This window comes from Brevundimonas sp. (assembly GCF_035626975.1).
GTDB lineage: Bacteria > Pseudomonadota > Alphaproteobacteria > Caulobacterales > Caulobacteraceae > Brevundimonas.
The window spans coordinates 1-21,925 of the sequence record NZ_DASPMQ010000035.1; the positions used below are offsets into that span (position 1 = coordinate 1).

The window sequence follows — 21,925 nt, forward strand, 5'->3', positions numbered from 1 at the left end:
CGAGCCGCTGGTCTGGTACGAGGGCGCGACCCTGACCGACCGCCGCTGGCTGCACGCCGACGCCCAGGGGTCGATCATCGCCACGAGCGGGGCCAGCGGGGCCATCCTCGGCCAGACCTACCGCTACTCCCCCTACGGCGAACCCGATGCCGACTATGGCTTCAGCGGCGGCTCGCGGTTCCGCTACACCGGCCAGATCACCCTGCGCGACGCCCCGCTGTGGCACTACAAGGCGCGGGTCTACGACCCCGGCATCGGGCGGTTCCTGCAGACCGATCCGGTCGGCTACGCAGATCAGATGAACCTGCATGCCTATGTGGGGAACGATCCGGTGAACGGCACCGATCCCACGGGGATGCTCACTTCAAGCAGCAGTCCGTTTGATCCAAACTGTTATGTGGATTGCGCGACTGAGGAAGACTACGAAGAATATCTGCAAACCTTTATCAGTTCCGTGCAGAGTGGAGGCCGTCGAACGCGGCGACGCGGATGGGTTGATGACGCGCTGGAAACTATCATCGAGGGCACTGCTCGCAGCGTGCCGATTGATGTGTATCGCGTATGCAGTCAAAATGATGACCCGTGCCGGGAGGGCACCTATTGGACACCCGAAGATCCGCGAGAGATGGCTGATTGGCGAGACCGGCTGGCTGTCTACCCCGGGTGGAACTCCGGGGAGTATCTCGCTATCGGTCAGGTCACGTTCTGGGACCTAAGGACCGGACGCGTTCAGGTCTCCGGGCTTCCTGGATCTGTGGCAGGGCCTCAGCCGTACAATCCTGGGCTGGGGGGCGGTCCTTACGAGGGACGAGGGACCGAATGGAGGATTCGCGACCCCGCGAATACAGTAACCGGACTCCGCGTTATCCCGTTTAGGCGCCAAAGATGACTGCAAAGTTCGACGCGAAGTTGAGAGCTTGTCTGCGCTGGGGCGTAGGCGCGTGGTTGGTTGCCGTTTTCCCTCAAGACCCTGCGGCGACGTCAAGGGAGGTTCCCGTGCAGCATGTTTGTGAGCTGGTGCTTGAGCGAGGTGATGGCGACGAGAGGTACATGTCTTTTGAACACGTGCTTGAGCCGGCGATTGAGCCTTGGTTCCCGAACTTAATACTTGGCCAAGAGGCGACGCTTTACCGTGAGGTCGGCGGCAAGGACCGCAACTGGATTGCACTAACGTCGAAGACAAATTACCCGATCGCGCGGCAACTGGAGGCCGATGGGTTCGCCAGCGTAGTTGTGTATACACTGCGAGTGTCAGGGCCCGGCTTTGATTCGGGTAATTTTGAGCATTTCGATGCTCGGGGGTATACTTACCTAATCCCTCGTTGCGCGGCTGACGGGAGAGGTTAGGGGCCCTGCGGCGCGGGCGAGTCGGGGCTTGGGCTACGGCCGTGGTCGGGTGCCGGCGACCGTCGCCTGCCAGCACGACCGGGCCGCGTCCAGACGCAGGTCAACCGGCCCTAGCTGGAGTGATGCCAACCCTGGCGGAGGCGGCCAGCTACCGCGTGCCGATCAATCTGAACCAGATGACCTCGGCCAACGGCACGGCGCTGACTTGGGACAACAACGGCAACCTCGAACAGCACGGGACCACCGGCTACCAGTGGACCCACGGCAACCGCCTGTGGCGGGCGGTGAAGCCAACCTCGACGACGGAATACGCATCGGTGGATGACGGCAATGAAGCGGAGGCAGCACACAAGAGGCGTACCCACGCCTCCTGGCCGGCATAGACTGTGTCTAATATGTATGGGACGGTCCCGGCTGGATCATCCAGCTGTCCGATAGTGGGCTCTTCGCCGGAGCCAGGTTGCGGTAAGGCTGGAGCCAGTCTGACCTTAATCGAGACCAGAAACGGCACTCACGCCAACAGTAGCGCCGCCGGACTTGGCAACCCCCGGAAACTCGTCAATATGCTTGGCGAGGGCGTCGGGGGCTAAATGGGTAAACTGTTGAGTATATTTCGCGTGAGTCTCGCGGCGGCGCTCGCTGCCGGCGCGCCCGTGGCCGCGCAGGCCCAGACCGTCTTGGCGGATCCCAGAGGCTCCGGCCCGATCGTCTCGGCGGTGCAGTGGCTGCAGGGTACGTTGCTGGGCACCGTGGCGACCGTCGTCGCGGTGATCGCCGTCGCCTGCGTCGGCTTCATGATGCTGACCGGCCGGATGAACTGGCGCTATGGGGCGGTGGTGATCCTGGGTTGTTTCATCCTGTTCGGCGCCGTGAGCATCGTCGCCGGGATCCGGTCGACCGCCGCGTTCGCGGGCTAGGGACGTGGACGAGCTGGACCGCACGCCCCTGTTCACCGCCCTGACCCGGCCGCAGATGTTCGCGGGGGTGACCTACAGCTATTTCGTGATCAACGCCGTGGTCGCCGCGGAGCTGTTTCTGGTGTTCCGCTCGATCTGGGTTCTGCCCATCGCGCTCGTCGTCCACGGCGCCGGCGTGCTGCTCTGCCTGCGCGAGCCCCGGATCATCGACCTGTGGCTGACCCGCGTCGGCCAGTGCCCGCGTGTCCCCAATCACCGTATCTGGCGATGCAACTCCTACCGCCCCTGAGCCAGGGGGCTCGTACGGTGAAGCGTGAGCAACCGGCCGGGGTCCACCTCCCCTACGCCCGGCACGTCAACGACCACACGCTCGAGACGCGCGACGGCCTGCTTCTGCAGGTGATCCATCTGCGCGGTCTGCTGTTCGAGACCGCGGACACCAGCGAGCTGAACTATCGCAAGACTTTGCGGGACGCGATGTTGCGCGCCATCGGCTCGTCCCGATTCGCTCTCTATCACCACGTGGTGCGGCGGCGGGTCGAGGTCGACCTCGATCAGACGTTCCCGGACGACTTCTCGCAGACGTTGGGTGATCGGTGGGCGGAACGGCTGGCCGCGAAACAGCTGTTCGTCAACGACCTCTATCTGACGCTGGTGCGGCGGCCGCTGCAGGGCCGGGTCGGGATCGCCGACCGGATCCGCAACTGGTTCGTTCGCGCCGGCGAGGCGCCGGACACCGGACAGGTCGCCGAGCTTGGCCAACTGGACGCGGGGCGGGACACCCTGATTTCGGCTCTCGGAGAGTACGCGCCCCGCCTTCTGGGGGTCTACGAGACGCCGAACGGCGTCTGCTCGGAGCCGCTGGAGTTTCTCTCCGGGCTCTACAACGGCGAACAGCGGCCGGTGCTGTTGCCGCACCAGGATCTGGGATCCTACCTGCCCTACCGCCGGGTCAGTTTCGGTCAGGACACGGTGGAGCTGTCCGCGGCCGGCCATGTGCCCCGGGGCTTCCTCGGCCTGGTCTCGATCAAGGACTACCCGGCCTGGAGCGCGCCGGGCATGTTCGACGAGCTGCTGCGGCTGCCTTTCGAACTGGTCATCACCCAGTCCTTCGCCTTCGTCGAGCGCCAGACGGCGCTCGAGCGCATGAACCTGGCCCTGCGGCGCATGCGCTCCGCCGAGGACGAGGCGCTCTCCCTGCGCGGGGAGCTGGCCCAGGCCAAGGACGAGGTCGCGGCCGGCCGCGCCGGTTTCGGCGAGCACCACATGACGGTCGGCGTGCGCGGCGCGACGCTGGAGGAGATCGACGCCGGCGTCGCCGAGGTGACGGCCACCCTCGCGGACATGGGCATCGTCGCGGTGCGCGAGGAGATCGCGCTCGAGCCGGCCTTCTGGGCCCAATTCCCGGCCAACTTCAAATACATCGCCCGGCGGGGGCTGGTCTCCACCAACAATTTCGCCGGCCTCGCCAGCATCCACAACTTCCCGACCGGCGCCGAAACCGGGTCGCACTGGGGTGATGCGATTACCCTGCTGGAGACCACGGCGGCCGGCCCCTATTTCTTCAACTTCCACCAGGGCGATCTCGGCAACTTCACCGTCATCGGACCGTCCGGTTCGGGCAAGACGGTTGTGCTCAACTTCCTGCTGGCCCAGGCGCGCAAGCTCGGGCCGCGCATCATCTTTTTCGACAAGGACCGCGGCGCCGAACTGTTCATCCGGGCGATCGGCGGCCGCTACGATCTGCTGCGTCCCGGCGAGGCGTCCGGTCTCAATCCGCTTCAGCTCGAAGACACGCCGGCCAACCGCGGCTTCCTGGTCGACTGGCTCGCCCAGCTCGCGGGCGGGGCGGACGTCACGGATCTGGCCCGTATCCGCGACGCGGTCGCCGCCAATTTCGAACAGCCGGTCAAGCATCGTCGGTTGAGACACCTGGTCGAGCTGTTCCGCGGCGATCAGCGGCCCCACGCCGGTGATCTCTGGTCGCGCCTGCGTCCATGGTGGGGCGACGGGGAGCGCGCCTGGCTGTTCGACAACGCCAAGGACCTGACGGACCTTTCGGCGCAGACAGTCGGATTCGATATGACGGTGCTGCTCGACGATCCGGTCGTTCGGACGCCGGCGATGATGTACCTGTTCCACCGGGTGGAGGAACGCCTCGACGGCACGCCTGCGATCATCGTGGTCGACGAGGGATGGAAAGCGCTCGACGACGACGTCTTCGTCCGCCGCATCAAGGATTGGGAAAAGACCATCCGCAAGCGCAACGGCATCGTCGGCTTCGCGACCCAGAGCGCGCAGGACGCCCTCGAGAGCCGCATCGCCAGCGCCATCATCGAACAGGCCGCGACCCAGATCTTCATGGTCAACGCCAAGGCGCGCGCCGAAGACTATGTGCAGGGCTTCGGCTTGACGCCCCACGAGTTCGACCTGATCCGCACCCTGCCGGATAGCGCCCATTGCTTCCTCATCAAGCGCGGCGGTGAGAGCGTCGTCGCCCGCCTCGATCTGTCGGGTGAAGACGACCTGCTGACCATTCTGTCGGGCCGCGAACGGACCGTGCGCCTGCTCGACACCCTTCGTGCGTCCACCGGCGACGACCCTGCGCAGTGGATGGCGCCCCTCCTGGAGCAGGCATGAGCATCGCCGCCTGTCCCGCCCTGTCGACCGGTGAGGCGTTTCTGTCCACGCTGCTGCGGCACATCGACTGTCAGGCCCAGACGATCGGGACGACCGGCTATCAGGCGCTGGCCGATCCGGGCTCCCCCATGGCGGCTGTATTGACCGGCGTGCTGACCATCTTTGTCGCCCTCTTCGGCTTCCGCATGATTCTCGGCCAGGCGCCGAGTCTGCGCGATGGCGTCATGGCCGTGGTCAAGATCGGCGTAGTGCTGACGCTCGCCACCAGCTGGGGAGCCTACCGGACGGTCGTCTACGACGTGGTCGTCGATGGCCCGTCGCACCTCAGCGCCGCTATTGCCGGACCCGCCGCATTGCCCGGCGCCGGGGGCGACCTCATCGACCGCCTGCAGGCGGCGGATGGCGCGATCATCCGCCTGACCAATCTGGGGACCGGGCGCGAGGACGCCGCGTCCCGGCCGCTTCCCGGCCGGAGGGGTCCGAACCAACCTCCTGAGCGCACCCCGCTCCCCGACGATCCGGCTCTGGGCTGGGCGCGCGTGCTGTTCCTCTCGGGCGTGGTCGCCGCCGCCGCCACGGTCAGACTGACGGCCGGCGTTCTGCTCGCTCTGGCGCCGCTCATGGCGGGATTATTGTTGTTCGAGATCGGACGTAGCCTGTTCGCCGGCTGGGCGCGCGCCCTGGTGTTCACCCTTCTGGCCTCGATCGCCGTCACCGTCATGCTCGGCGTCGAACTGGCCCTGCTGGAGCCTTGGTTGATGCACGTCCTGAGGCTGCGCGAGGCCAAGGTTTTCACGGCCTCGGCCCCCGTCGAACTGCTGATCATGTGTCTGGCGTTCGCCTTGGCCCTGTTCGGATCGCTCGCGATCCTGCTGCGTCTGGCCTTCACGGTTCACCTCTCGATCAGCCCCGATCGCCTGCCCTTCCTCCAACGGGCCGCCGAACCGCGCGAGCGCCCCGTTCTGATTCCGGATCAGAAGACGGCCCACCCGTCTCCGTCCCGGGCTCTGGCCGTCGCCGACGCCCTTCGCGCCTCGCAGGGCCGTGATCGAACAGGGCCGGGCCAATTGTATTCGGGGCCCATCGCCCAGCCGTTGGTCGCCCAGCGCGCTGCGGGCGGCAACATGGACGCGTTCGCGGTACCGTCCTTCGGACAGGCTTTGCGCCGTAGCAGACCGCGAAAATCGCTTGGCGCCGCGCTTCGGGACCGTCGCTCATGAAGAAAACCAGCCGCGAGGCCCTCAACGCCTACTATCGTGAAGCGGGAAGCTGGGCTTCGGACAAGATCGGCGCCCTTCAGGCTTCACGCCGTCTCGCCTGGATCGTGGCCGTCGCGGCAGTCTCCGTCGCCGTCGTCGAGGCTCTGGCGCTCGTTATCCTCATGCCGCTGAAGACGGTGGTGCCCTACACCCTGCTGGTCGACCGTACGACCGGCTTCGTCCAGGCGCTCAAGCCCCTCGAACCGAACCAGATCACACCTGACCGGGCCCTCGTTCAGTCAATGCTGGTCCAGTATGTGATCGCCCGCGAAAGCTTCGACATCGCGACCCTTCAGGCCAACTATCAGAAGGTCGGCCTGTGGTCCGCGGACAAGGCGCATGAGGAATATCTGAACCTGATGCAGCCCTCCAATCTGGATGGCCCCTTGATCCGATATCCGCGAAGTGCGGTCGTCGAGACCCGGGTGAAGAGCGTGTCGCGACTCGACGAACAGTCCGCACTGGTGCGTTACGAGACTGTCCGCCGGGACGAAGGCGCCCAGGCAGAGCCGGCGCAGCACTGGGTCGCTATCGTCCAGTATCGCTTCTCGGGCGAGCCCATGTCCGCGGAGGACCGATTCCTGAACCCCCTGGGCTTCCAGGTCGTGGACTACAGGCGTGATCCGGAGGCCTTGCCACAGGTTGATGCCGTGGCGGCGGTCGACACCCCGGATCCGCTGGTGCTTGAGGTCGACGGACCCGTGACCGTCTATCCTGCGGAGGAAGCGCCGTGAAGCGGCTCATCCTCATCCTCATCCTTATGCTTCCGGGCACGCCGGCGATTGCGCAGGTTTCGCCCAGCCCTCTGCCGGGCGATCCCCGACTTCAGTCTATCCAGTACGACGCCGGCAAGGTCATCCGCCTGAACGTGGCGACCAATTTCCAGCTGACGGTCATCTTCGATCCGGCCGAACGGGTGGAGAATGTCGCTATCGGCAACAGCGATACCTGGCAGGCGACTGTCAACAAGCGAGGCGACACGCTCTTCCTCAAGCCGCTCCGGCAGGATGGCGCGACGAACATGACGGTCATCACTGATGCGAGGATCTACAATTTCGAGCTGACTTCGAGTTACGGCCCGACGGCCGAGTCGCCCTTCACAGTCCGGTTTCTGTATGGCGACGCGCCACCCGAAGGTCCGGCCGCTTCCACCGCAGAACCCGGCGTCGGACAATACCGACTGAGCGGGGCAAGCGCCTTGCGGCCCGTGACCATCACCGACGACGGCTTCCGCACCTATGTCGAGTGGCGTCCGGAACAGCCGCTTCCTGCGGTCTTCGCCATTGATGAGAGAGGCGACGCCACGCTCGTGGACGGCCACATCCGGGACGGCCAGTATGTCATCGACGCCGTGTATCGAAGGCTCGTGTTCCGCCTCGACGGCCAAACCGTACGCGCGACGCGTGTTCCTGTGGGGAATCGCAGGTGACCCCGGGCGCAAACAATCCACGCCCTGGGGTGAATGCGATGGATATCCGCCCCGTCGTCGCCCGCGAACGCGGCCAGGTCCCCGCCTGGCTGGTGATCGGCCTCATCATCCTGGGAGGTGTTCTCCTGTTCGTCGTCCTGGATGGCCAGAGACGCGCAGCCACTGCGCCGACTACCCAAGTGAGAACGGTGGATTCGGTTCAAAGCCTGTCGACCCTGCCGCCGCTCTACATCATCCCCGAGCCGCCGGCGCCGCCCCCGCCGCCGCTTCCACCAGCGGAACAGGTCACGCCGCCCCCGCCGCCCCCGCCGCCGCAATATATTCCGCAACCTCCGCCGCCCAGCTACGTGCCGCCACCCGCCTATGTGCCTCCTCAACCGGCGCCGGCGCCGCCCGTGACCTCAGGAGGACCTGCGCTGGTTGTCGATACGACAGTCGCGGCTGAAGCCGCCGCCGGCAGCACTGCTGGTCCCGCGGTCGCAGCCCGGCTCAGTCGGCCCTCGACGACGGTCCCGCAGGGTACTCTGATCCCCGCCGTACTTGAAACCGCGCTCGACTCGACCCCCCCTGGCCACGTGCGGGCCATCGTGTCTCGCGATGTCCGAGGGTTCGACGGCAGCCATGTGCTGATCCCTCGTGGGACCCGGGTGTTCGGCGAATACCAAGCGGACATGGCCGCTGGCCAAAGCCGGGCGCTGGTGCAATGGACGCGTCTCGTGCGGCCTGATGGCGTCACCATCGCAATCGCCTCTCCGGCAGCCGACCTTGAAGGTCGCGCCGGGATCGAGGGACGCGTTGACAGCCACTTCCTTGAGCGGTTCGGAGGCGCGCTGCTGCGGTCGACCCTGAACGTCGGCAGCAGTCTGGTGGGGCAGAAGATCGGCGGCGATGGTTCTGTGATCATCCTCCCCGGAGGGGTGCACGGCGCCGAAGCGCTGACAGCGAACACGGGTCCACGCCCCACGCTCCGGGTAGACGCGGGCGCCCGGGTGACGGTGTTCGTCGCCCGGGATCTGGAATTCCCGCCGAGCGAGGCTGGCCCGTGAAGGACGGCCAGCCCGAGGGTCAGGTCTATCTCCGGAGCTATCTGGCGCCGTTCGCCGAAATCCTCGGGCGGGCGGATGTGACGGATGTCTACGTCAACAGACCCGGAGAACTCTGGGCCGAAACGCTCGGCGGGGCGATAGAACATCACGAAGTGGCGGGTCTCGACCGCAATGTCCTTGCCCGGCTCGCTGGTCAGATCGCCGCCTTCACCCACCAAGGCGTCAACCGCGAGCATCCCATCCTGTCAGCGACCCTGCCGGGTGGCGAACGTGTGCAGATCATCGTCCCGCCGGCGACGCGGGGCGATCTTGCGCTGGCTATTCGCAAACATGTGTCGTCGGATCTCGATCTGTCCGACTACGTGGCGGCGGGCGCCTTCGAGAATGTCCATTGCGGCGGTTCTCGACCCGAGGGAGATGTCGACACGCGGCTCAGGGCGCTACTGGAGGTCGGGGACCTTGCGGGCCTGCTGGCTGCCGCAGTCAAAGCCCGTCGCAATATCCTTGTCTCGGGCGGGACCTCCACCGGGAAGACGACGTTCCTCAATGCCCTGATCCGCGAGATTCCGCCGGATGAGCGGCTGATTTTCATGGAGGACACGCCCGAACTGCACATGCGGCACTGCAATGCGATCGGCCTGCTCGCCGCCCGCAGCGCGCTCGGAGAAGCCGCCGTGACCGCGGAAGACCTGTTGAATGCGTCGCTGCGTATGCGGCCCGACAGGATCCTCCTCGGCGAACTGCGGGGACCGGAGGCCTATACTTTTCTTCGAGCTATCAACACCGGGCACCCGGGATCGATGACGACTGTGCACGCAGACAGTCCCGAACGCGCCGTGGAGCAAATCGCTTTGCTTGTTCTGCAGGGTGGAACGCGTCTCCGAAGGGACGACGTTCTTCACTATGTCCGCTCGACAATCGACGTGTTTGTTCAGCTAACCCGTGTGGCAGGACGCAGGAGTGTCTCGGAGATCCAGTTGCGCGAAGTCGCCTGAGCCCGCGCGCCCGGACGGAGGCCATGATCGCCCCCCTAAATGCCTTCACCGGGGGAGATAATCAGACCGAACGGGGAACGTGAGTTGCAAAACCCCATGCAAACCGTCCTGCCGAAACCGGGCTAACCCTTGGAGCGGCCGGCGGGAATCGAACCCGCGACATTCAGCTTGGGAAGCTGACGTTCTACCTCTGAACTACGGCCGCGACCGGGGTCGCCGGATCGGAGGCGGACCATAGCTTCGCGCCCGCAAAAGAAAAGGCCCGGCGCGGCGGCCGGGCCTCTCCATCGACCTGCCAGACCCCCTATTGGGCGACCTCGACGTCCACGCCGCGGCGCTCGAGGATTTCCTGAATCCCGTCATCGCCAGCCAGGTGGGCGGCGCCGACGGCGATGAACACCGTGCCGGATCCATCCAGCAGGGTCTGGATCTGGTCGGCCCAGTTGGTGTTCCGGCGGACCAGCAGGGCCTGGTAGAGGTCCTCGCTGCTCTCGCGCATCGGCTGGACGCCGATCGCCTCGATGGCCTCCACGTCGCCCGCCGCCCAGGCCTCGACGAGACGATCCAGGTCGACGGTCGCGGTTTCGAACTCCTCCAGCGTCGTGCGCAGGAAGGCGAGTTGGGCCTCCTCCGGGAAGCCGGCGAGAATGCGGATCTGCTCGTCGATGGTCTCAAAGCCGGTGACGGGTTTGCCGGCGGCCTCGGCGCGGGCCTTGAGGATCAGTTCGACACCGGATTGCGGATCGTAGCCGGCCCTGGCCAGCGGCGCGACCGCCAGGGTCAGGGCGGCGAGCCACGGACGGAAGGGCTCGAGCTGGGCCGCGCTGTACCCGATCGTCTTCGCCGCCGCGTCCAGGGCCGCGACCTCTTCGGCGTTCAGCAGGCTCGACAGGGGCCGGGTCGGGGATAGGCCGTGCTGCTGCACGAGGGGGATGACGGCGGCCTGGTCGTCTGGATTGGAAATCTCGAGCACCACGCGGGAGGCGCTGTCGAAGGCGGCGTCGACCCGATCCGTGCCCCAGCCCGTGGTCGGGCGCAGCAGGTGGACCGTGCCGAACAGATAGAGGGTGGAGTCGGCGTCCTTCACCACCCAGAGGGCGGGGCCGCGGCCCTCGGCCGGCGGAACGACGCGGAGGGCGGGGGCATCGCTCGCCACCGGCGGGGCCACGACCTGGGCGTCGGCCGGAGAGACCACGGCGAGGACGAGGGCGAGGCCCAGCGCGGTTCCGACGGTCAGGCGGCCGAGGGCGGCGACGGTGGTGTTCAGACGCATTTTGAAAGTCATCTCAGGTCCATGGCACGGGAAAGAGGATAGATCGGGGCGTCATTCGGCGATGAAGATGGCTTCGATCGGCTGGCCGAAGACGCGCGCGATGCGGAAGGCGAGGGGCAGGGACGGGTCGTAGCGGCCGGTCTCCAGCGCGTTGACGGTCTGACGCGAAACGCCGAGCCGTTCGGCCAGTTCGGCCTGGCTCCAGTCGCGCTCGGCCCGCAGCACCTTGAGGCGGTTGTTCATCGAGCGATCCTCACCGGCGCTTCCACCACCACCACGCCCAGGCGAGGGTGTAGCCGGCGACCATGAGCAGGGCGAGGGCGCCGGCGCCGGTGGCGGCGTAGGCGACCGGGTCGGTTCGCCCCTCGAACCACGTCGGAATTTCGACAGCGGCGGCCTGCGGGATCGAGGCGAGGATGATGAATACGCCGCCCACGGCCATGCCGCCGCAGCCGCCCCAGAACCAGGCCGACTTGTGCGCCTCGCGCGCCGCCTCGTCGATCGACCGCATCCAGGCCACGCTGATGGCCATCCCCCCGATCATGGAGACGACGGCCACCGCCGCCATGGTCCAGAACAGGAACTGGTCGACATCGATCGCGGCCCCGCGGGCCTTCTGGTAGCCGGCGACCCAGCCGACCGCAAAGGTCACCAGGATAAGGCCGACGAAGCCGAGCAGCGAGTACAGGGCGACCTGTTTCAGGCCTTTGGACATCCGGAAGCTTCCTTGTCGATGTGACAAGTGTCCTTTACGTGCCCGGGGGCGGCGATGTCAAGCAGACTTGTCAGAAAGTCTGTCGGCCTTGTCTACTCATTTCGCGGCCACGTCCGCGGCGGGCGCCGCCAGTTCCGGTCGGGACAGGGAGCGGGGAGCCGACTCGACCGGGGGCAGGGCCGGCAGCTCCTTGCCTTCGTGGTCGACCTGCAGATCCTCGAAGCGGCGGGCCGAGACCATGACCTGGCTTTCGAGCGAGCCGACGAACTGGTTGTACTTGCTCACCGCCGTGTCGAGGGCGCGGCCAACGGCGGCGGCGTGGCCGCCCATCACCGACAGGCGTTTGTAGAGCTCCTTGCCGAGCCTCGCGACGTCCTCGGCGTTCTTCGCCTGCTCCTCGGCCCGCCAGCCGTACGCAACAGCCTTGCAGAGGGCGAACAGGGTCGTGGGCGTGACGATGACCACCCGCGAGGCCATGGCCTGGGTCATCAGTTCGGGCTCGTGGTCGAGGGCGGCGGCGAGGAAGGCGTCGCCGGGCACGAACATGGCCACGAAGTCCGGGCTGGGCCTGAACTGGTCCTGATAGGCCTTGGAGGCGAGCTGGCGGACGTGGGTCTTCATGCTCGTCGCCGTGCGCAGCGAGGCGGCGAGACGCTGGGCCTCCTCGTCGCCGTCGGCCTCGTCGCCGAAGGCCAGCGACACCTTGGCGTCGATCACGAACATGCCGCCGCCGGGCAGGCGCACGACGAAATCGGGGCGCGACTGGCGGCCTTCCTCGTTGGCGGTCGAGGTCTGTTCCTCGAAGTCGAAGCGCCCGGCCATGCCGGCGGCCTCGAGCACGTTGCGGCAGGTCTGCTCGCCCCAGCGGCCACGCCGTCCGGTGTTGCCCTTGAGCGCCTCGGTCAGCCGGCGGGCCTCGTCGCGGGTGGCGGTCGAGGCGGTCATCAGCAGTTCGAGCTGCTGCTTCAGCCCGCCGGTCTCCTCGGCCCGGACCTTCTCGAGGGCGGCGACGTGTTCCTGGAATTGCTTCAGGGTGTCGGCGACCGGCTTGAGCTGCGCCTCCATGCGCTGCCGGGCCATCTCCTCGCGGTTGCGGAAGGTTTCGTCGGTGCGCTTGAGCAGCTCCTCGGCGACGGTGGTCGCTGACTGGGCGGCCTGGGCGCGCAGCAGTTCGGTGGAGGTCGCGGCCTGGTCCTCGAACAGGCGCATGCGGGCCTCGGTCTCGGCATGGCGTTCGCGCAGCTCCCACGCCCGGGTCTCGGCGGCCCCGGCGCGGCGGCGCTCCATCAGGGCCCAGGCAAGGGCGATGACGGCGACCACGGTGGCGGCGAAAAAGGCGACGAGGGTAGCGTTCATGCTCCGTTCCTTACCGGGAGTCGGCCGGGGCCGCCATGGCGGGGCATGCGAAGTGTCCCGGGGGACATGAAATTCGTGGGACACTTTCGGACATTTCGGACACTTCCCCGGGTTCCTGACCGAGAGAAGCCTGTCAGCCTGCTGCGTCAGAAGCGGACGTAGGGTTCCTCTTTCCTCCGTCATCCCCGGGCTTGATCCCGGGATGATGGTGAGGGGGGATGCTGGCGCTACGCCGGCCGGCGCTGCCGCAGCGCCTGGATGATGGTGCCGTCGTCGAGCCAGTCGAGCTCGCCGCCGACCGGAACGCCGCGGGCGAGGGAGGTGATCTCGACACCGGAGCCGGCGAGGCGCTCGGCGATGTAGTGGGCCGTGGTCTGGCCGTCGACGGTGGCGGGCAGGGCCAGCACCACCTCCTTCGCCTCGCCGTCGCGCACCCGGCCGGCCAGTTCAGCGACGCGCAGGGCGTCGGGGCCGACGCCGTCCAGCGCCGACAGCAGGCCGCCGAGCACATGGTATTTGCCGCGAAAGGCGCCCGACCGCTCCATGGCCCACAGGGCGCCGGCCTCCTCGACCACGCAGATCAGACCGTTGTCGCGGGTGCGGTCCGAGCAGATCGAGCAGGGATCGCGGGTATCGGGCGCGCCGCAGACGCTGCACGAGGTGACCTTCTCCGCCGTCTCGGCCAGCGAGGCAGCCAGCGGGACCAGCAGCTGTTCGCGTTTCTTCAGCAGCGCCAGCGCCGCGCGGCGGGCCGAACGGGGACCGAGACCGGGCAGTTTGGCGAGCAGGCTGATCAGCCGCTCGATCTCTGGTCCGGCGGACGCGGCCACCTAGAACAGCTTGGGCATGCCGGGGATGTTCATCCCGGCCATGGGGCCGGCGGCCTCGCGCATCAGGGCGGAGTTGATCTCGTCCAGCTTGCGCTTGGCGTCAGCGTGGGCGGCGACGATCAGGTCGGCGAGGATCTCGCCCTCGCCGGGGACCAGCAGGCTGTCGTCGATGGTCACCGAGGTGATGTCGCCGGGGCCCTTGAGGCCGATGGTGACCAGGCCGCCGCCGGAACTGCCGGACGCCGTGGTCTCGGCCATTTTCGCCTGGGCGTCCTGCAGCTTCTGCTGCATCGCCTGGGCCTGCTGCATGAGGGCGTTGAGGTCTTTCATGGCCCCTAGATAGGCCTCGCCGCCCTGGCCCCGCAAGGGAGGCGAGGGCCATCCCCGACAGCATTAGTAACAGTTTGTGTTCCGGAATGTCTGGCGCAGCGGCGCGGAAGGCCTAATTAGCATTCGCCACAGTTACTAATACTGATCAGGAGGACTTCCCCATGGCCTTTGACGCTTCCACCGTCCGCGACCGCCCGCTGTCCGAGCCGGCGCTGGCCCAGCTGTTCACCGAGGCGCGCACACGCAACGCCTGGTCGGATCGGCCGGTGTCGGAGGACCTGCTGCGCAAGCTGTACGACCTGACCAAATTCGGGCCGACGGCGGTCAACGCCACGCCGGCTCGGTTCGTGTTCGTGACCTCGCCGGAGGCCAAGGCCCGGCTGGCGCCGCACATGGCCGAGGCCAATCGCGCCAAGACGCTGCAGGCGCCGGTCAATGTGATCATCGGCCACGAGGTCGATTTCCATGAGCACCTGCCGGTGCTGTTCCCGCACGCGCCGGGCGCGAAGGACTGGTTTGGCGAGGAAGCCGGCCGGCGCGAGACCGCCTTCCGCAACGGTTCGCTGCAGGGCGGCTATTTCCTGCTGGCGGCGCGGGCCCTGGGCCTGGACGTCGGCCCGATGTCGGGGTTCGACGCGGCGGGGGTGAAGGCCGAATTCTTCCCGGACTCGACCATCGAGCCGAACTTCATCGTCAACCTGGGGTACGGCACGGACGAGAACCTGTTCCCGCGCTCGCCGCGGCTGGCCTTCGAGGAGGCGGCCCGGATTCTGTAGGGCGTTGGCGACGCGGCGCGTCCGGACGTGAACGCGCCGTAGTTCCGCGACGGCGGGCGGCGGGCGGCGGGCGGCGGCCGGCGCCCGGGCCCAAGGGCCGAGCGGGGCCGCCCGGGAGCGGCCCCGTCGGTCGCAATCACCAATCCGGCGGAAGGTAAGGGCCGTTGCCCGCACACACGTACATCCGGGTCTTGACCTCATAGCCGGCCGGAAGCCAGGGCGACGTCACGAAGGGCCCCCCGTTGCAGGAATCGGACCCGCTGCCGATCAGGTTGGTCATCGCCTCGTCGGAATAGATCTCGTGATAAAAGGCGATCGGCCAGCAAGTGTTGTGGTCGGTGCAATAGAAGTCCTCGCTGGATTGCAGGGCGACTGATGCGGCCGGCGCCGGGGCCGCGCCTGCCGTCATGACCAGGGCCGACGCGACCGAGAGTACTAAAATCTGACGCTTCATTCCATTTCCTCCCTATCCGGCGGATGCCGGTCAGTCAGACCCGCACGCTCTCGACCGTACAACAAGTCACAAGCGAGTGATCTGAGGTTGTGTCGCCGTTGGTTAACAACCGCGCCAGCGGGTCGGGAGCCGACTGTCGCAGGAGGGTGGACATGGATTTTCGCCTGCGACGGCTCGTCATCAATCCTGCGGCACGCCGACCTCACGACAGCCCGTGAGGGGCCCCTCAGTCTTCCTCGCCCGCCTCATCCGGAATGACCGGCAGTTCCACCGCCGGGGCCAGCGTCTTGATCTCGCCGATTCTCGCGCCCGGGAAAGCTTCCATCACGGCCACCACGAACGGATCGGCCTCGATCTGCGCCCGTTCCTCGGCGCGCTTGCGGCGATCGACCTCGATCATGGTCTCGCCGCCGCCCTGGCCGTTAGCGGCGATCAGCCAGGTGCGGCCGGTCCACTCCTTGAGGCGCGAGGACAGGCGGCGGGCGAGGTCGATCGGCGCGCCCTCGATGCTTTCGTAGGTGATGGCGCCGGGCTTGAAGGCGACGGGGCGGACGTAGCGCTGCACGTCCATCTGCAGGCCGACCTCGCGCTTCTCGCCGATCAGGGCGACCACAGCCTCGAACGACTGCGGGTCGGGCAGGGCGGGGGCCTGTACGGGCGGGGCCGCCAACTGGGCCGAGGCCCCGCCGCCCCCACCACCGCCCGAGGGGCCGCGCGGGGCGCCGCCGCCGGCGGGCATGGGCTCGCCATCGCGGAGGGCCTTGAGCGCCTCTTCCGGCCCGGGCAGGTCGGCGGCGTAGGCGAGGCGGACGATGGCCATCTCGACGGCGTCGGCGGGATTGGGCGCGCGGCGCACCTCGTCCAAGGCCTTGAGCAGCATCTGCCAGACGCGGGCCAGGGTGCCGGCCGAGATCACCGCGCCCAGCGCCGTCAGCTTCTGGGCCTGGTCGTTGGGCAGGCGGGTGGCTTGGGGCCCCAGCATCTTTGCCACCGAGGCGGCGTGGCAGTGCTCGAGCAGGTCGTTGGTCACCTGCACCGGATCGGCGCCGTAGCCGTAGAGGGTGCGAAACAACTCCAGCGCCTCGGGCGTGCGGCCGGCCATGACGGCCTCGAACAGGGCGATGGTCTGGCTCCGGTCGGCGAGGCCGAGCATGTCGCGGACGACGGTGGTCTGGACCGTCTCGCCTTTTTCGCCCTGGACCAGGGCCTGGTCCAGTAGGGACAGGCCGTCGCGGACCGAGCCTTCGGCGGCGCGGGCGATCAGGGCCAGGGCGTCCTGTTCGATCTTCATGCCCTCGCGGTCGGCGATGCGGGCGAGGTGCTCGACGAGGATTTCCGGCTCGACGCGGCGCAGGTCGAAACGCTGGCAGCGGCTGAGGATGGTCACCGGCACCTTGCGGATCTCGGTGGTGGCGAAGATGAATTTGGCGTGCGGCGGCGGCTCTTCCAGCGTCTTCAGCAGGGCGTTGAAGGCCTGGTTCGAGAGCATGTGCACTTCGTCGAGGACGTAGACCTTGTAGCGCGCCTCGACCGGGGCGTAGCGGACGCTCTCGATGATGTCGCGGATGCCGTCGATGCCGGTGTGGGACGCGGCGTCCATCTCGACCACGTCCATGTGCTGGCCGGCCATGATGGCGGCGTCGTGCCGGCCATGGCCGGTCAGCTCGAGCGACGGGCGGTCGATGCTGTCGGTCTGGTTGTTGAGGGCGCGGGCCAGCAGTCGGGCCGTGGTGGTCTTGCCGACCCCCCGCACGCCGGTGAGCATGAAGGCGTGGGCGATGCGGCCTGTGGCGAAGGCGTTGGTCAGGGTGCGGACCATGGCCTCCTGGCCGATCAGGTCCTCGAAGGTGCGCGGCCGGTATTTGCGGGCGAGGACGGTGTAGGCGGCGCCGTCGTCGACGTGGGCGGCCGGGCCGTCATCGGCCTTCGCAGGGGCGGCCTTCGCGGCGGACTTTGGCGCGGGCTTCGGTTCGGGGGATGCGGCGACGGGTGCGGAGATGGCCTCGGCCTCGCGCATGCCCGCGGGTTCGGGCGCGCCGAACATATCCTCGGTATTGGGGTCGCGCTCCTCGACTTCGGGCGCGTCCTCTTCCCAGGGGGGGCTTTCGAGACTCGGGTCGACGTCGCTCATGGATCCGTCTTAGCGCGGGAGGGCCCGGACGCTAAGGGCGTCGCTTTAAAGTTCTCGGGGATAGCCGGAATCGCGCGCGCTCAAGCAGCGAGCGACCGCGTCGCGAGTGACAGCGCACCAAAGAGAGGAGAGGTGGAGACCGCGACCCGAAGGGGAATTCGTTGTGGCTGCTGCCTTCCGGCCCTGACCAGGTTGGCGAAGCCTTCGCCCGCGATCTCCAAGGCCGATATGACGATTCCGGCTCGCCGATGCAAGCGGCGCCTTGCTAGAGAGCCTCATGCCCCTCCCCGCCCTGAACACCTTCGCCGGCAATCCGCTCGATCGGGCGGGGGACCGGCGCAACGATCCCGTCTGGCTGGCTGAACAGGCGGCTGATCCCGAGGCGCTGGCGCTGGTGCTGTGGGAGGGCCGGCCGCTGCTGGAGGCCGGGGGGGAGCCGCAGCTGGCGTGGCTGCCGATGGCGCACGCGCGGGCGGTGGTTCCGGACCGGGAACTGTTCCTCGGCCTGTGGAAGGGCGCGCCGGTGTTCGCGGTCGAGATCGAGGGCGCGGCCGATCCGACGGCGGGGCCCCTGCAAGGGCTGGGCGTGTTCCACGAGATGCGCGAGGCGGCGGCTCTGTTGTCGGGGCCGGACGCCGCCATGGCCGGGACGGCGAGGTCGCTGTTCGAATGGCGGCGGCGGCACGGCTTCTGCGCCGCCTGCGGGACGTTGAGCGAGGACGCCTGCGGCGGCTGGAAACGGGTTTGCCCGGCCTGCGCGACCGAGCATTTCCCGCGGGTCGACCCGGTGACCATCATGCTGGCGGTCTACCGGGGCGGGGATGAGCCGCGCTGCCTGCTGGGGCGTCAGGCGAGCTGGCCCGAGGGCCGGATGTCGGCGCTGGCGGGATTCCTGGAGCCGGGCGAGACCATCGAAGAGGGCTGCGCGCGCGAGATCAAGGAGGAGGCGGGACTGACCGTGACGGCGGTGCGCTACCACTCCAGCCAGCCGTGGCCGTTCCCGTCGCAGCTGATGATCGGCCTGATGTGTGAGGTCGATTCGGAGGACGCCGCGCCGGACCAGACCGAGCTCGAGGCGGTGGCCTGGCTGACCCGGGACGAGGCGCGGGCCTGTCTGGCGGGGGATCACCCGACGATCAAGGCGCCGCCGCGGATCGCCATTGCGCGGACGCTGATGGAGGCGTGGGTGGAAGGTTTCGAGGTCTGAACCGCTTCTCACCGCTCATCCGGGCGAAAGCCGGGACCCAGTTCTTTGGGTGATGAGCGCGAGCGCTTGTTGTATCGACGCTCGTCCTGAAACGCCGGCGCCAGACTGGACAGGACTGGGTCCCGGCTTTCGCCGGGATGAGCGGAATTACTGCGCTATCCGCCGCGCCGCTTCCAGATCGGCGGGGCTGTCGACCGACAGGGGGGCCTCGTCGATGACGGCGGCCCAGATCTGCAGGCCCATCTCGAGGGCGCGGAGCTGTTCCAGCTTCTCGCGGCGCTCCAGCGGCGACGGCGGGGCGGCGCAGAAGCGTTCGAGGGCGGCGCGGCGGTAGCCGTAGAGGCCCACATGGCGCCAGACGGGGCCGTCGCCGTACAGCGTCGAGCGGGTGAAGTAGAGGGCGCGGCCGTGGCGGGCGTCCTCCGGCAGGGCCAGCACGGCCTTGACCACATCGGGGTTGGCGCGGGCGGAGACGTCCGCTTCCGGCGCGACCAGGGTGGCGATGTCGCAGGCCGGCTCGGACTCGAGCAGGCGCGCGCAGGCGATGGCGAGGCCGGGATCGGCGAACGGCATGTCGCCCTGCAGGTTAATGACCGCGTCGTGGCGGCCATCGGGGTCGAGGGCGTTCAGCGCGGCGCGAATGCGGTCCGAGCCGGAGGGCAGGTCGGGGTCGGTCAGGACGGCGACGCCGCCCGCGGCCTCGATGGCGGCGACGATCTCCGGATCGCCCGCGGCGACGGCGACCGGCAGGCCGGACTCCGCCGCCTGACGCCAGGCGCGCACGATCATCGGCTGACCCCCGATGTCGGCCAGCGGCTTGCCGGGCAGGCGGGTCGCGGCCATGCGCGCCGGGATCAGAACGAGGGGGTTCATCGTTGTTTTCCTGCCTGCGACGCCCCGACGCCCTCGGGGACGCCCGGGGCCGGTTGCGAAGGTCGCGCTAGCGTGTAAGAGACGCCCACGCAAGAATCCGCCCCGCCGCGTCCGCGGCCGGGCCTCAAGAACGGGATGCGACGACGCGCATGAGCGGCGATCTGAACGCGAACAAGATTTTGGGCGCCGTGCTGGCGACCGCCTTCGTCATCGTCGGCGTGCAGCAGGTTACAGCCGCGATCTACCACACCGAGGCCCCTAAAAGGATGGGCTATTTCGTCGACGCGCCGGAAGAGGCCGCCGGCGGGGCCGCCGAGGCCGTGCTGCCGCCCGACTGGGGCACGGTGCTGCCGACCGCCGATCTGGCTGCCGGCGAGGCCGCCTTCGCGCGCTGCGTCGCCTGCCACACCGTCACCGCGGGCGGCGCCAACGGCACCGGTCCGAACCTGTACGGCGTGCTGGGGCGTCCCGTCGCCAGCCACGCGGGCTTCGCCTATTCCGACGCCATGATCGCCCACAAGGCCGAGGCCCCGACCTGGACCTATGATGCGCTCGACCAATTCCTGACCGCGCCGGGCCGGGTCGTGCAGGGCACCAAGATGTCGTTCGCCGGCATCCGCGACACCCAGACCCGCGTCAACCTGATCGCCTGGCTGCGCTCGCAGGGCTCGGGCGGCGTCGCCGTTCCGGCCCCCGATCCGGCCCGTCAGCCGGGCGCGGCGGCGGCCCCGGCCGAGACTCCCGCGGAAACCCCGGCCCCCGGCGCGGAACAGGCCGCGGCCCAGGCCGGCGGCGCGGCGGGCTCGGCCCCCGACACCGGCCCGGCGGCCCGGTCCACGACCCAGGCCACGCCGGCCGCTCCGCCGGCGGCGACCAGCGGGGGTCACAGCGCCCACTGAGCCGCGAGGCCGCTGCTGAACAAAATGCGGGCGCCCGTGGATCCACGGGCGCCCGTTTTCTTGCCTGCCGGCGAGCCGTCCTACTGGTGGATGGTCTCGCCGTGCTGGGTGTAGTCGAGGCCCTCGATCTCCGCCTCCTTCGTCACCCGCAGGCCGGTGGTGAATTTGCACACCATCAGGATCAGGAAGGTGCCGACCCCGCTCCACGCGATGACCGCGAGCAGGCCGATGGCCTGGTTCAGCAGGTTGGCGTTCTCGCCGGCCGGGTTGATGGCGGCGGTGGCGAACACGCCGGTCAGCAGGGCGCCGACGATGCCGCCGACACCATGGACCCCGAAGGCGTCGAGGCTGTCGTCGTATTTCAGGGCGCGCTTGAGCCAGACGGCGCCGGCGTAGCAGGCCGGGCCGGAGATGACGCCGATGAGGAAGGCGCCCTTGGGATCGACGAGGCCGGCGGCCGGGGTGATGCCTACCAGGCCGGCCACGACGCCGGACAGCAGGCCAAGCAGGGTCGGCCGCTTGTGGTCGATCCATTCGACGGCGGTCCAGCCGATCGCGGCCGCGGCGGCGGCGAGGATGGTGTTGAAGGCGGCCACGGCGGCGATCCCGTCGGCCGCCCAGGCCGAACCGGCGTTGAAGCCCAGCCAGCCGACCAGCAGCAGGCCCGCGCCGATGGCGGTGAAGGCGAGGTTGTGCGGGGCCATGTTGTCGCGGCCGAAGCCATGGCGCGGGCCGAGCACCAGCGCCGCCACCAGGCCGGCGACCCCGGCGTTGACGTGCACCACCGCCCCGCCGGCGAAGTCGAGCACGCCGAGCGAGCCCATCCAGCCGCCGCCCCAGACCTGGTGGCAGATCGGGACGTAGACCAGCAGGTGCCACAGGAAGAAGAACAGGATCGAGGCCGAGAATTTGATCCGCTCGGCGAAGGCCCCGGCGATCAGGGCCGGGGTGATGACGGCGAAGGTCAGCTGGTAGGCGACCCACAGGAACTCGGGCAGGCCCGGCGCCAGGCTATGCGCCGTTGATGGGGTGACGCCGTTGAGGAAGGCCGCCTGCAGCCCACCGATGAAGCCGTTGGTCGCCTCCGCGCTGGAGCCGAACGACAGGCTGTAGCCGACCACGAACCACAGCACGGTGACGATGGCGAAGGCCGCGGTGGAATGGGCGATCGTGGCGATGACGTTCTTGCGCCGGACCATGCCGCCGTAGAACAGGGCCAGGCCGGGCAGGGTCATCAGCAGGACCAGCGCTGTCGAGGTCAGGATCCAGGCCGACGAGGCTTCGTTCAGCTCAAGCGGCGCCTGGTGCGCGAGCAGGGCCGCGGCGACGGGCGCGGCCTCGGGCGCGGCGGCCAGCGCCGGCGCGGCGACCAGACAGGCGCCGAGAGTGAGCAGAAGGGGGAAAAGTCGAGTCATATGCGCGCGCCCGGGCCCTGGAATGCAGAAAAT

General features: G+C 68.4%; 23 protein-coding genes, 1 tRNA gene and 1 other RNA gene. 13 read left to right on the forward strand and 12 right to left on the reverse strand.

Annotation, left to right across the window (positions count from 1 at the left end):
- The 10 genes from VEB62_RS08620 to virB11 form a co-directional block, all read left to right on the forward strand.
- Window positions 1-889: RHS repeat-associated core domain-containing protein (locus tag VEB62_RS08620; protein ID WP_324798100.1), on the forward strand; the 889-nt coding region annotated here is incomplete at its 5' end.
- A 580-nt stretch (window positions 890-1,469) separates the two neighbouring features.
- On the forward strand, window positions 1,470-1,730 hold the full coding sequence (locus VEB62_RS08625; RefSeq protein WP_324798102.1) for a hypothetical protein: 261 nt from the start codon (window positions 1,470-1,472) through the stop codon (window positions 1,728-1,730).
- Window positions 1,731-1,937: 207 nt separating this feature from the next.
- On the forward strand, window positions 1,938-2,264 hold the full coding sequence (locus tag VEB62_RS08630) for a TrbC/VirB2 family protein (RefSeq protein WP_414642004.1): 327 nt from the start codon (window positions 1,938-1,940) through the stop codon (window positions 2,262-2,264).
- A gap of 4 nt (window positions 2,265-2,268) precedes the next feature.
- Window positions 2,269-2,553 carry a VirB3 family type IV secretion system protein gene (locus tag VEB62_RS08635; RefSeq protein WP_324798105.1) on the forward strand — a complete coding sequence of 95 codons (285 nt, stop codon included), beginning with the start codon at window positions 2,269-2,271 and terminating at the stop codon, window positions 2,551-2,553.
- Complete coding sequence (locus VEB62_RS08640; protein WP_414642006.1) at window positions 2,532-4,904, forward strand: VirB4 family type IV secretion/conjugal transfer ATPase; 2,373 nt, start codon at window positions 2,532-2,534, stop codon at window positions 4,902-4,904. The genes VEB62_RS08635 and VEB62_RS08640 overlap by 22 nt, the downstream gene beginning before the upstream one ends.
- Window positions 4,901-6,124 (forward strand): TrbL/VirB6 family protein, encoded by a 1,224-nt coding sequence (locus VEB62_RS08645; protein ID WP_324798110.1) that lies wholly within the window; start codon window positions 4,901-4,903, stop codon window positions 6,122-6,124. Before VEB62_RS08640 ends, VEB62_RS08645 begins: the two co-directional genes overlap by 4 nt.
- The gene (locus VEB62_RS08650) at window positions 6,121-6,897 is read left to right on the forward strand and encodes a VirB8 family type IV secretion system protein (protein ID WP_324798113.1); all 777 of its coding nucleotides are present in this window, start codon (window positions 6,121-6,123) and stop codon (window positions 6,895-6,897) included. Before VEB62_RS08645 ends, VEB62_RS08650 begins: the two co-directional genes overlap by 4 nt.
- Entirely contained in the window at window positions 6,894-7,592 is a 699-nt protein-coding gene (locus VEB62_RS08655) for a TrbG/VirB9 family P-type conjugative transfer protein (RefSeq protein WP_324798115.1), read from the forward strand. The genes VEB62_RS08650 and VEB62_RS08655 overlap by 4 nt, the downstream gene beginning before the upstream one ends.
- 38 nt (window positions 7,593-7,630) lie before the next feature.
- Window positions 7,631-8,638: a TrbI/VirB10 family protein gene (locus VEB62_RS08660; protein ID WP_324798117.1), complete on the forward strand. Its 1,008-nt coding sequence runs from the start codon at window positions 7,631-7,633 to the stop codon at window positions 8,636-8,638.
- Entirely contained in the window at window positions 8,635-9,633 is a 999-nt protein-coding gene (gene virB11, locus VEB62_RS08665; RefSeq protein WP_324798119.1) for a P-type DNA transfer ATPase VirB11, read from the forward strand. The genes VEB62_RS08660 and virB11 overlap by 4 nt, the downstream gene beginning before the upstream one ends.
- A 130-nt stretch (window positions 9,634-9,763) precedes the next feature.
- Here the strand turns inward: virB11 and VEB62_RS08670 are convergent.
- The 7 genes from VEB62_RS08670 to VEB62_RS08700 form a co-directional block, all read right to left on the reverse strand.
- A tRNA-Gly gene (locus VEB62_RS08670) sits at window positions 9,764-9,838 on the reverse strand.
- A 99-nt stretch (window positions 9,839-9,937) separates the two neighbouring features.
- Window positions 9,938-10,918 carry a TraB/GumN family protein gene (locus VEB62_RS08675; protein WP_324798122.1) on the reverse strand — a complete coding sequence of 327 codons (981 nt, stop codon included), beginning with the start codon at window positions 10,916-10,918 and terminating at the stop codon, window positions 9,938-9,940.
- A 39-nt stretch (window positions 10,919-10,957) separates the two neighbouring features.
- The gene (locus VEB62_RS08680) at window positions 10,958-11,149 is read right to left on the reverse strand and encodes a helix-turn-helix transcriptional regulator (RefSeq protein ID WP_324798124.1); all 192 of its coding nucleotides are present in this window, start codon (window positions 11,147-11,149) and stop codon (window positions 10,958-10,960) included.
- A gap of 10 nt (window positions 11,150-11,159) precedes the next feature.
- On the reverse strand, window positions 11,160-11,621 hold the full coding sequence (locus VEB62_RS08685) for a hypothetical protein (RefSeq protein WP_324798127.1): 462 nt from the start codon (window positions 11,619-11,621) through the stop codon (window positions 11,160-11,162).
- 96 nt (window positions 11,622-11,717) lie between these two features.
- Window positions 11,718-12,977 (reverse strand): DNA recombination protein RmuC, encoded by a 1,260-nt coding sequence (locus VEB62_RS08690; RefSeq protein ID WP_324798128.1) that lies wholly within the window; start codon window positions 12,975-12,977, stop codon window positions 11,718-11,720.
- Window positions 12,978-13,204: 227 nt separating this feature from the next.
- Window positions 13,205-13,807: a recombination mediator RecR gene (gene recR / locus VEB62_RS08695; RefSeq protein WP_324798130.1), complete on the reverse strand. Its 603-nt coding sequence runs from the start codon at window positions 13,805-13,807 to the stop codon at window positions 13,205-13,207.
- Window positions 13,808-14,137 (reverse strand): YbaB/EbfC family nucleoid-associated protein, encoded by a 330-nt coding sequence (locus VEB62_RS08700; protein WP_324798133.1) that lies wholly within the window; start codon window positions 14,135-14,137, stop codon window positions 13,808-13,810.
- A 161-nt stretch (window positions 14,138-14,298) separates the two neighbouring features.
- Between VEB62_RS08700 and VEB62_RS08705 the strand changes: the two genes are divergently transcribed.
- Window positions 14,299-14,913: a malonic semialdehyde reductase gene (locus tag VEB62_RS08705; protein ID WP_324798135.1), complete on the forward strand. Its 615-nt coding sequence runs from the start codon at window positions 14,299-14,301 to the stop codon at window positions 14,911-14,913.
- A 136-nt stretch (window positions 14,914-15,049) separates the two neighbouring features.
- Here the strand turns inward: VEB62_RS08705 and VEB62_RS08710 are convergent, their stop codons facing one another.
- The 3 genes from VEB62_RS08710 to ffs all read right to left on the reverse strand — a co-directional run bounded on the left by VEB62_RS08710 (window position 15,050) and on the right by ffs (window position 17,721).
- Window positions 15,050-15,367, reverse strand: a complete 318-nt coding sequence (locus VEB62_RS08710) for a hypothetical protein (RefSeq protein WP_324798138.1) — start codon at window positions 15,365-15,367, stop codon at window positions 15,050-15,052.
- A gap of 226 nt (window positions 15,368-15,593) precedes the next feature.
- Window positions 15,594-17,498: a DNA polymerase III subunit gamma/tau gene (locus tag VEB62_RS08715; protein ID WP_324798139.1), complete on the reverse strand. Its 1,905-nt coding sequence runs from the start codon at window positions 17,496-17,498 to the stop codon at window positions 15,594-15,596.
- 127 nt (window positions 17,499-17,625) lie between these two features.
- An RNA gene (gene ffs, locus VEB62_RS08720) (signal recognition particle sRNA small type) lies at window positions 17,626-17,721 on the reverse strand.
- A 54-nt stretch (window positions 17,722-17,775) separates the two neighbouring features.
- On the opposite strand from ffs, the gene nudC reads away from it, so the two are divergent.
- Window positions 17,776-18,705, forward strand: coding sequence for an NAD(+) diphosphatase (nudC, locus tag VEB62_RS08725; protein ID WP_324798141.1), 930 nt, complete (start codon window positions 17,776-17,778; stop codon window positions 18,703-18,705).
- Window positions 18,706-18,852: 147 nt separating this feature from the next.
- Here the strand turns inward: nudC and VEB62_RS08730 are convergent, their stop codons facing one another.
- Entirely contained in the window at window positions 18,853-19,578 is a 726-nt protein-coding gene (locus VEB62_RS08730; protein ID WP_324798144.1) for a 3-deoxy-manno-octulosonate cytidylyltransferase, read from the reverse strand.
- Between the two features lie 149 nt (window positions 19,579-19,727).
- On the opposite strand from VEB62_RS08730, the gene VEB62_RS08735 reads away from it, so the two are divergent.
- Complete coding sequence (locus VEB62_RS08735) at window positions 19,728-20,477, forward strand: c-type cytochrome (protein WP_324798146.1); 750 nt, start codon at window positions 19,728-19,730, stop codon at window positions 20,475-20,477.
- 80 nt (window positions 20,478-20,557) lie between these two features.
- Here the strand turns inward: VEB62_RS08735 and VEB62_RS08740 are convergent, their stop codons facing one another.
- Window positions 20,558-21,892: an ammonium transporter gene (locus VEB62_RS08740; RefSeq protein ID WP_324798148.1), complete on the reverse strand. Its 1,335-nt coding sequence runs from the start codon at window positions 21,890-21,892 to the stop codon at window positions 20,558-20,560.
- Between the last annotated feature and the right edge of the window lie 33 nt (window positions 21,893-21,925).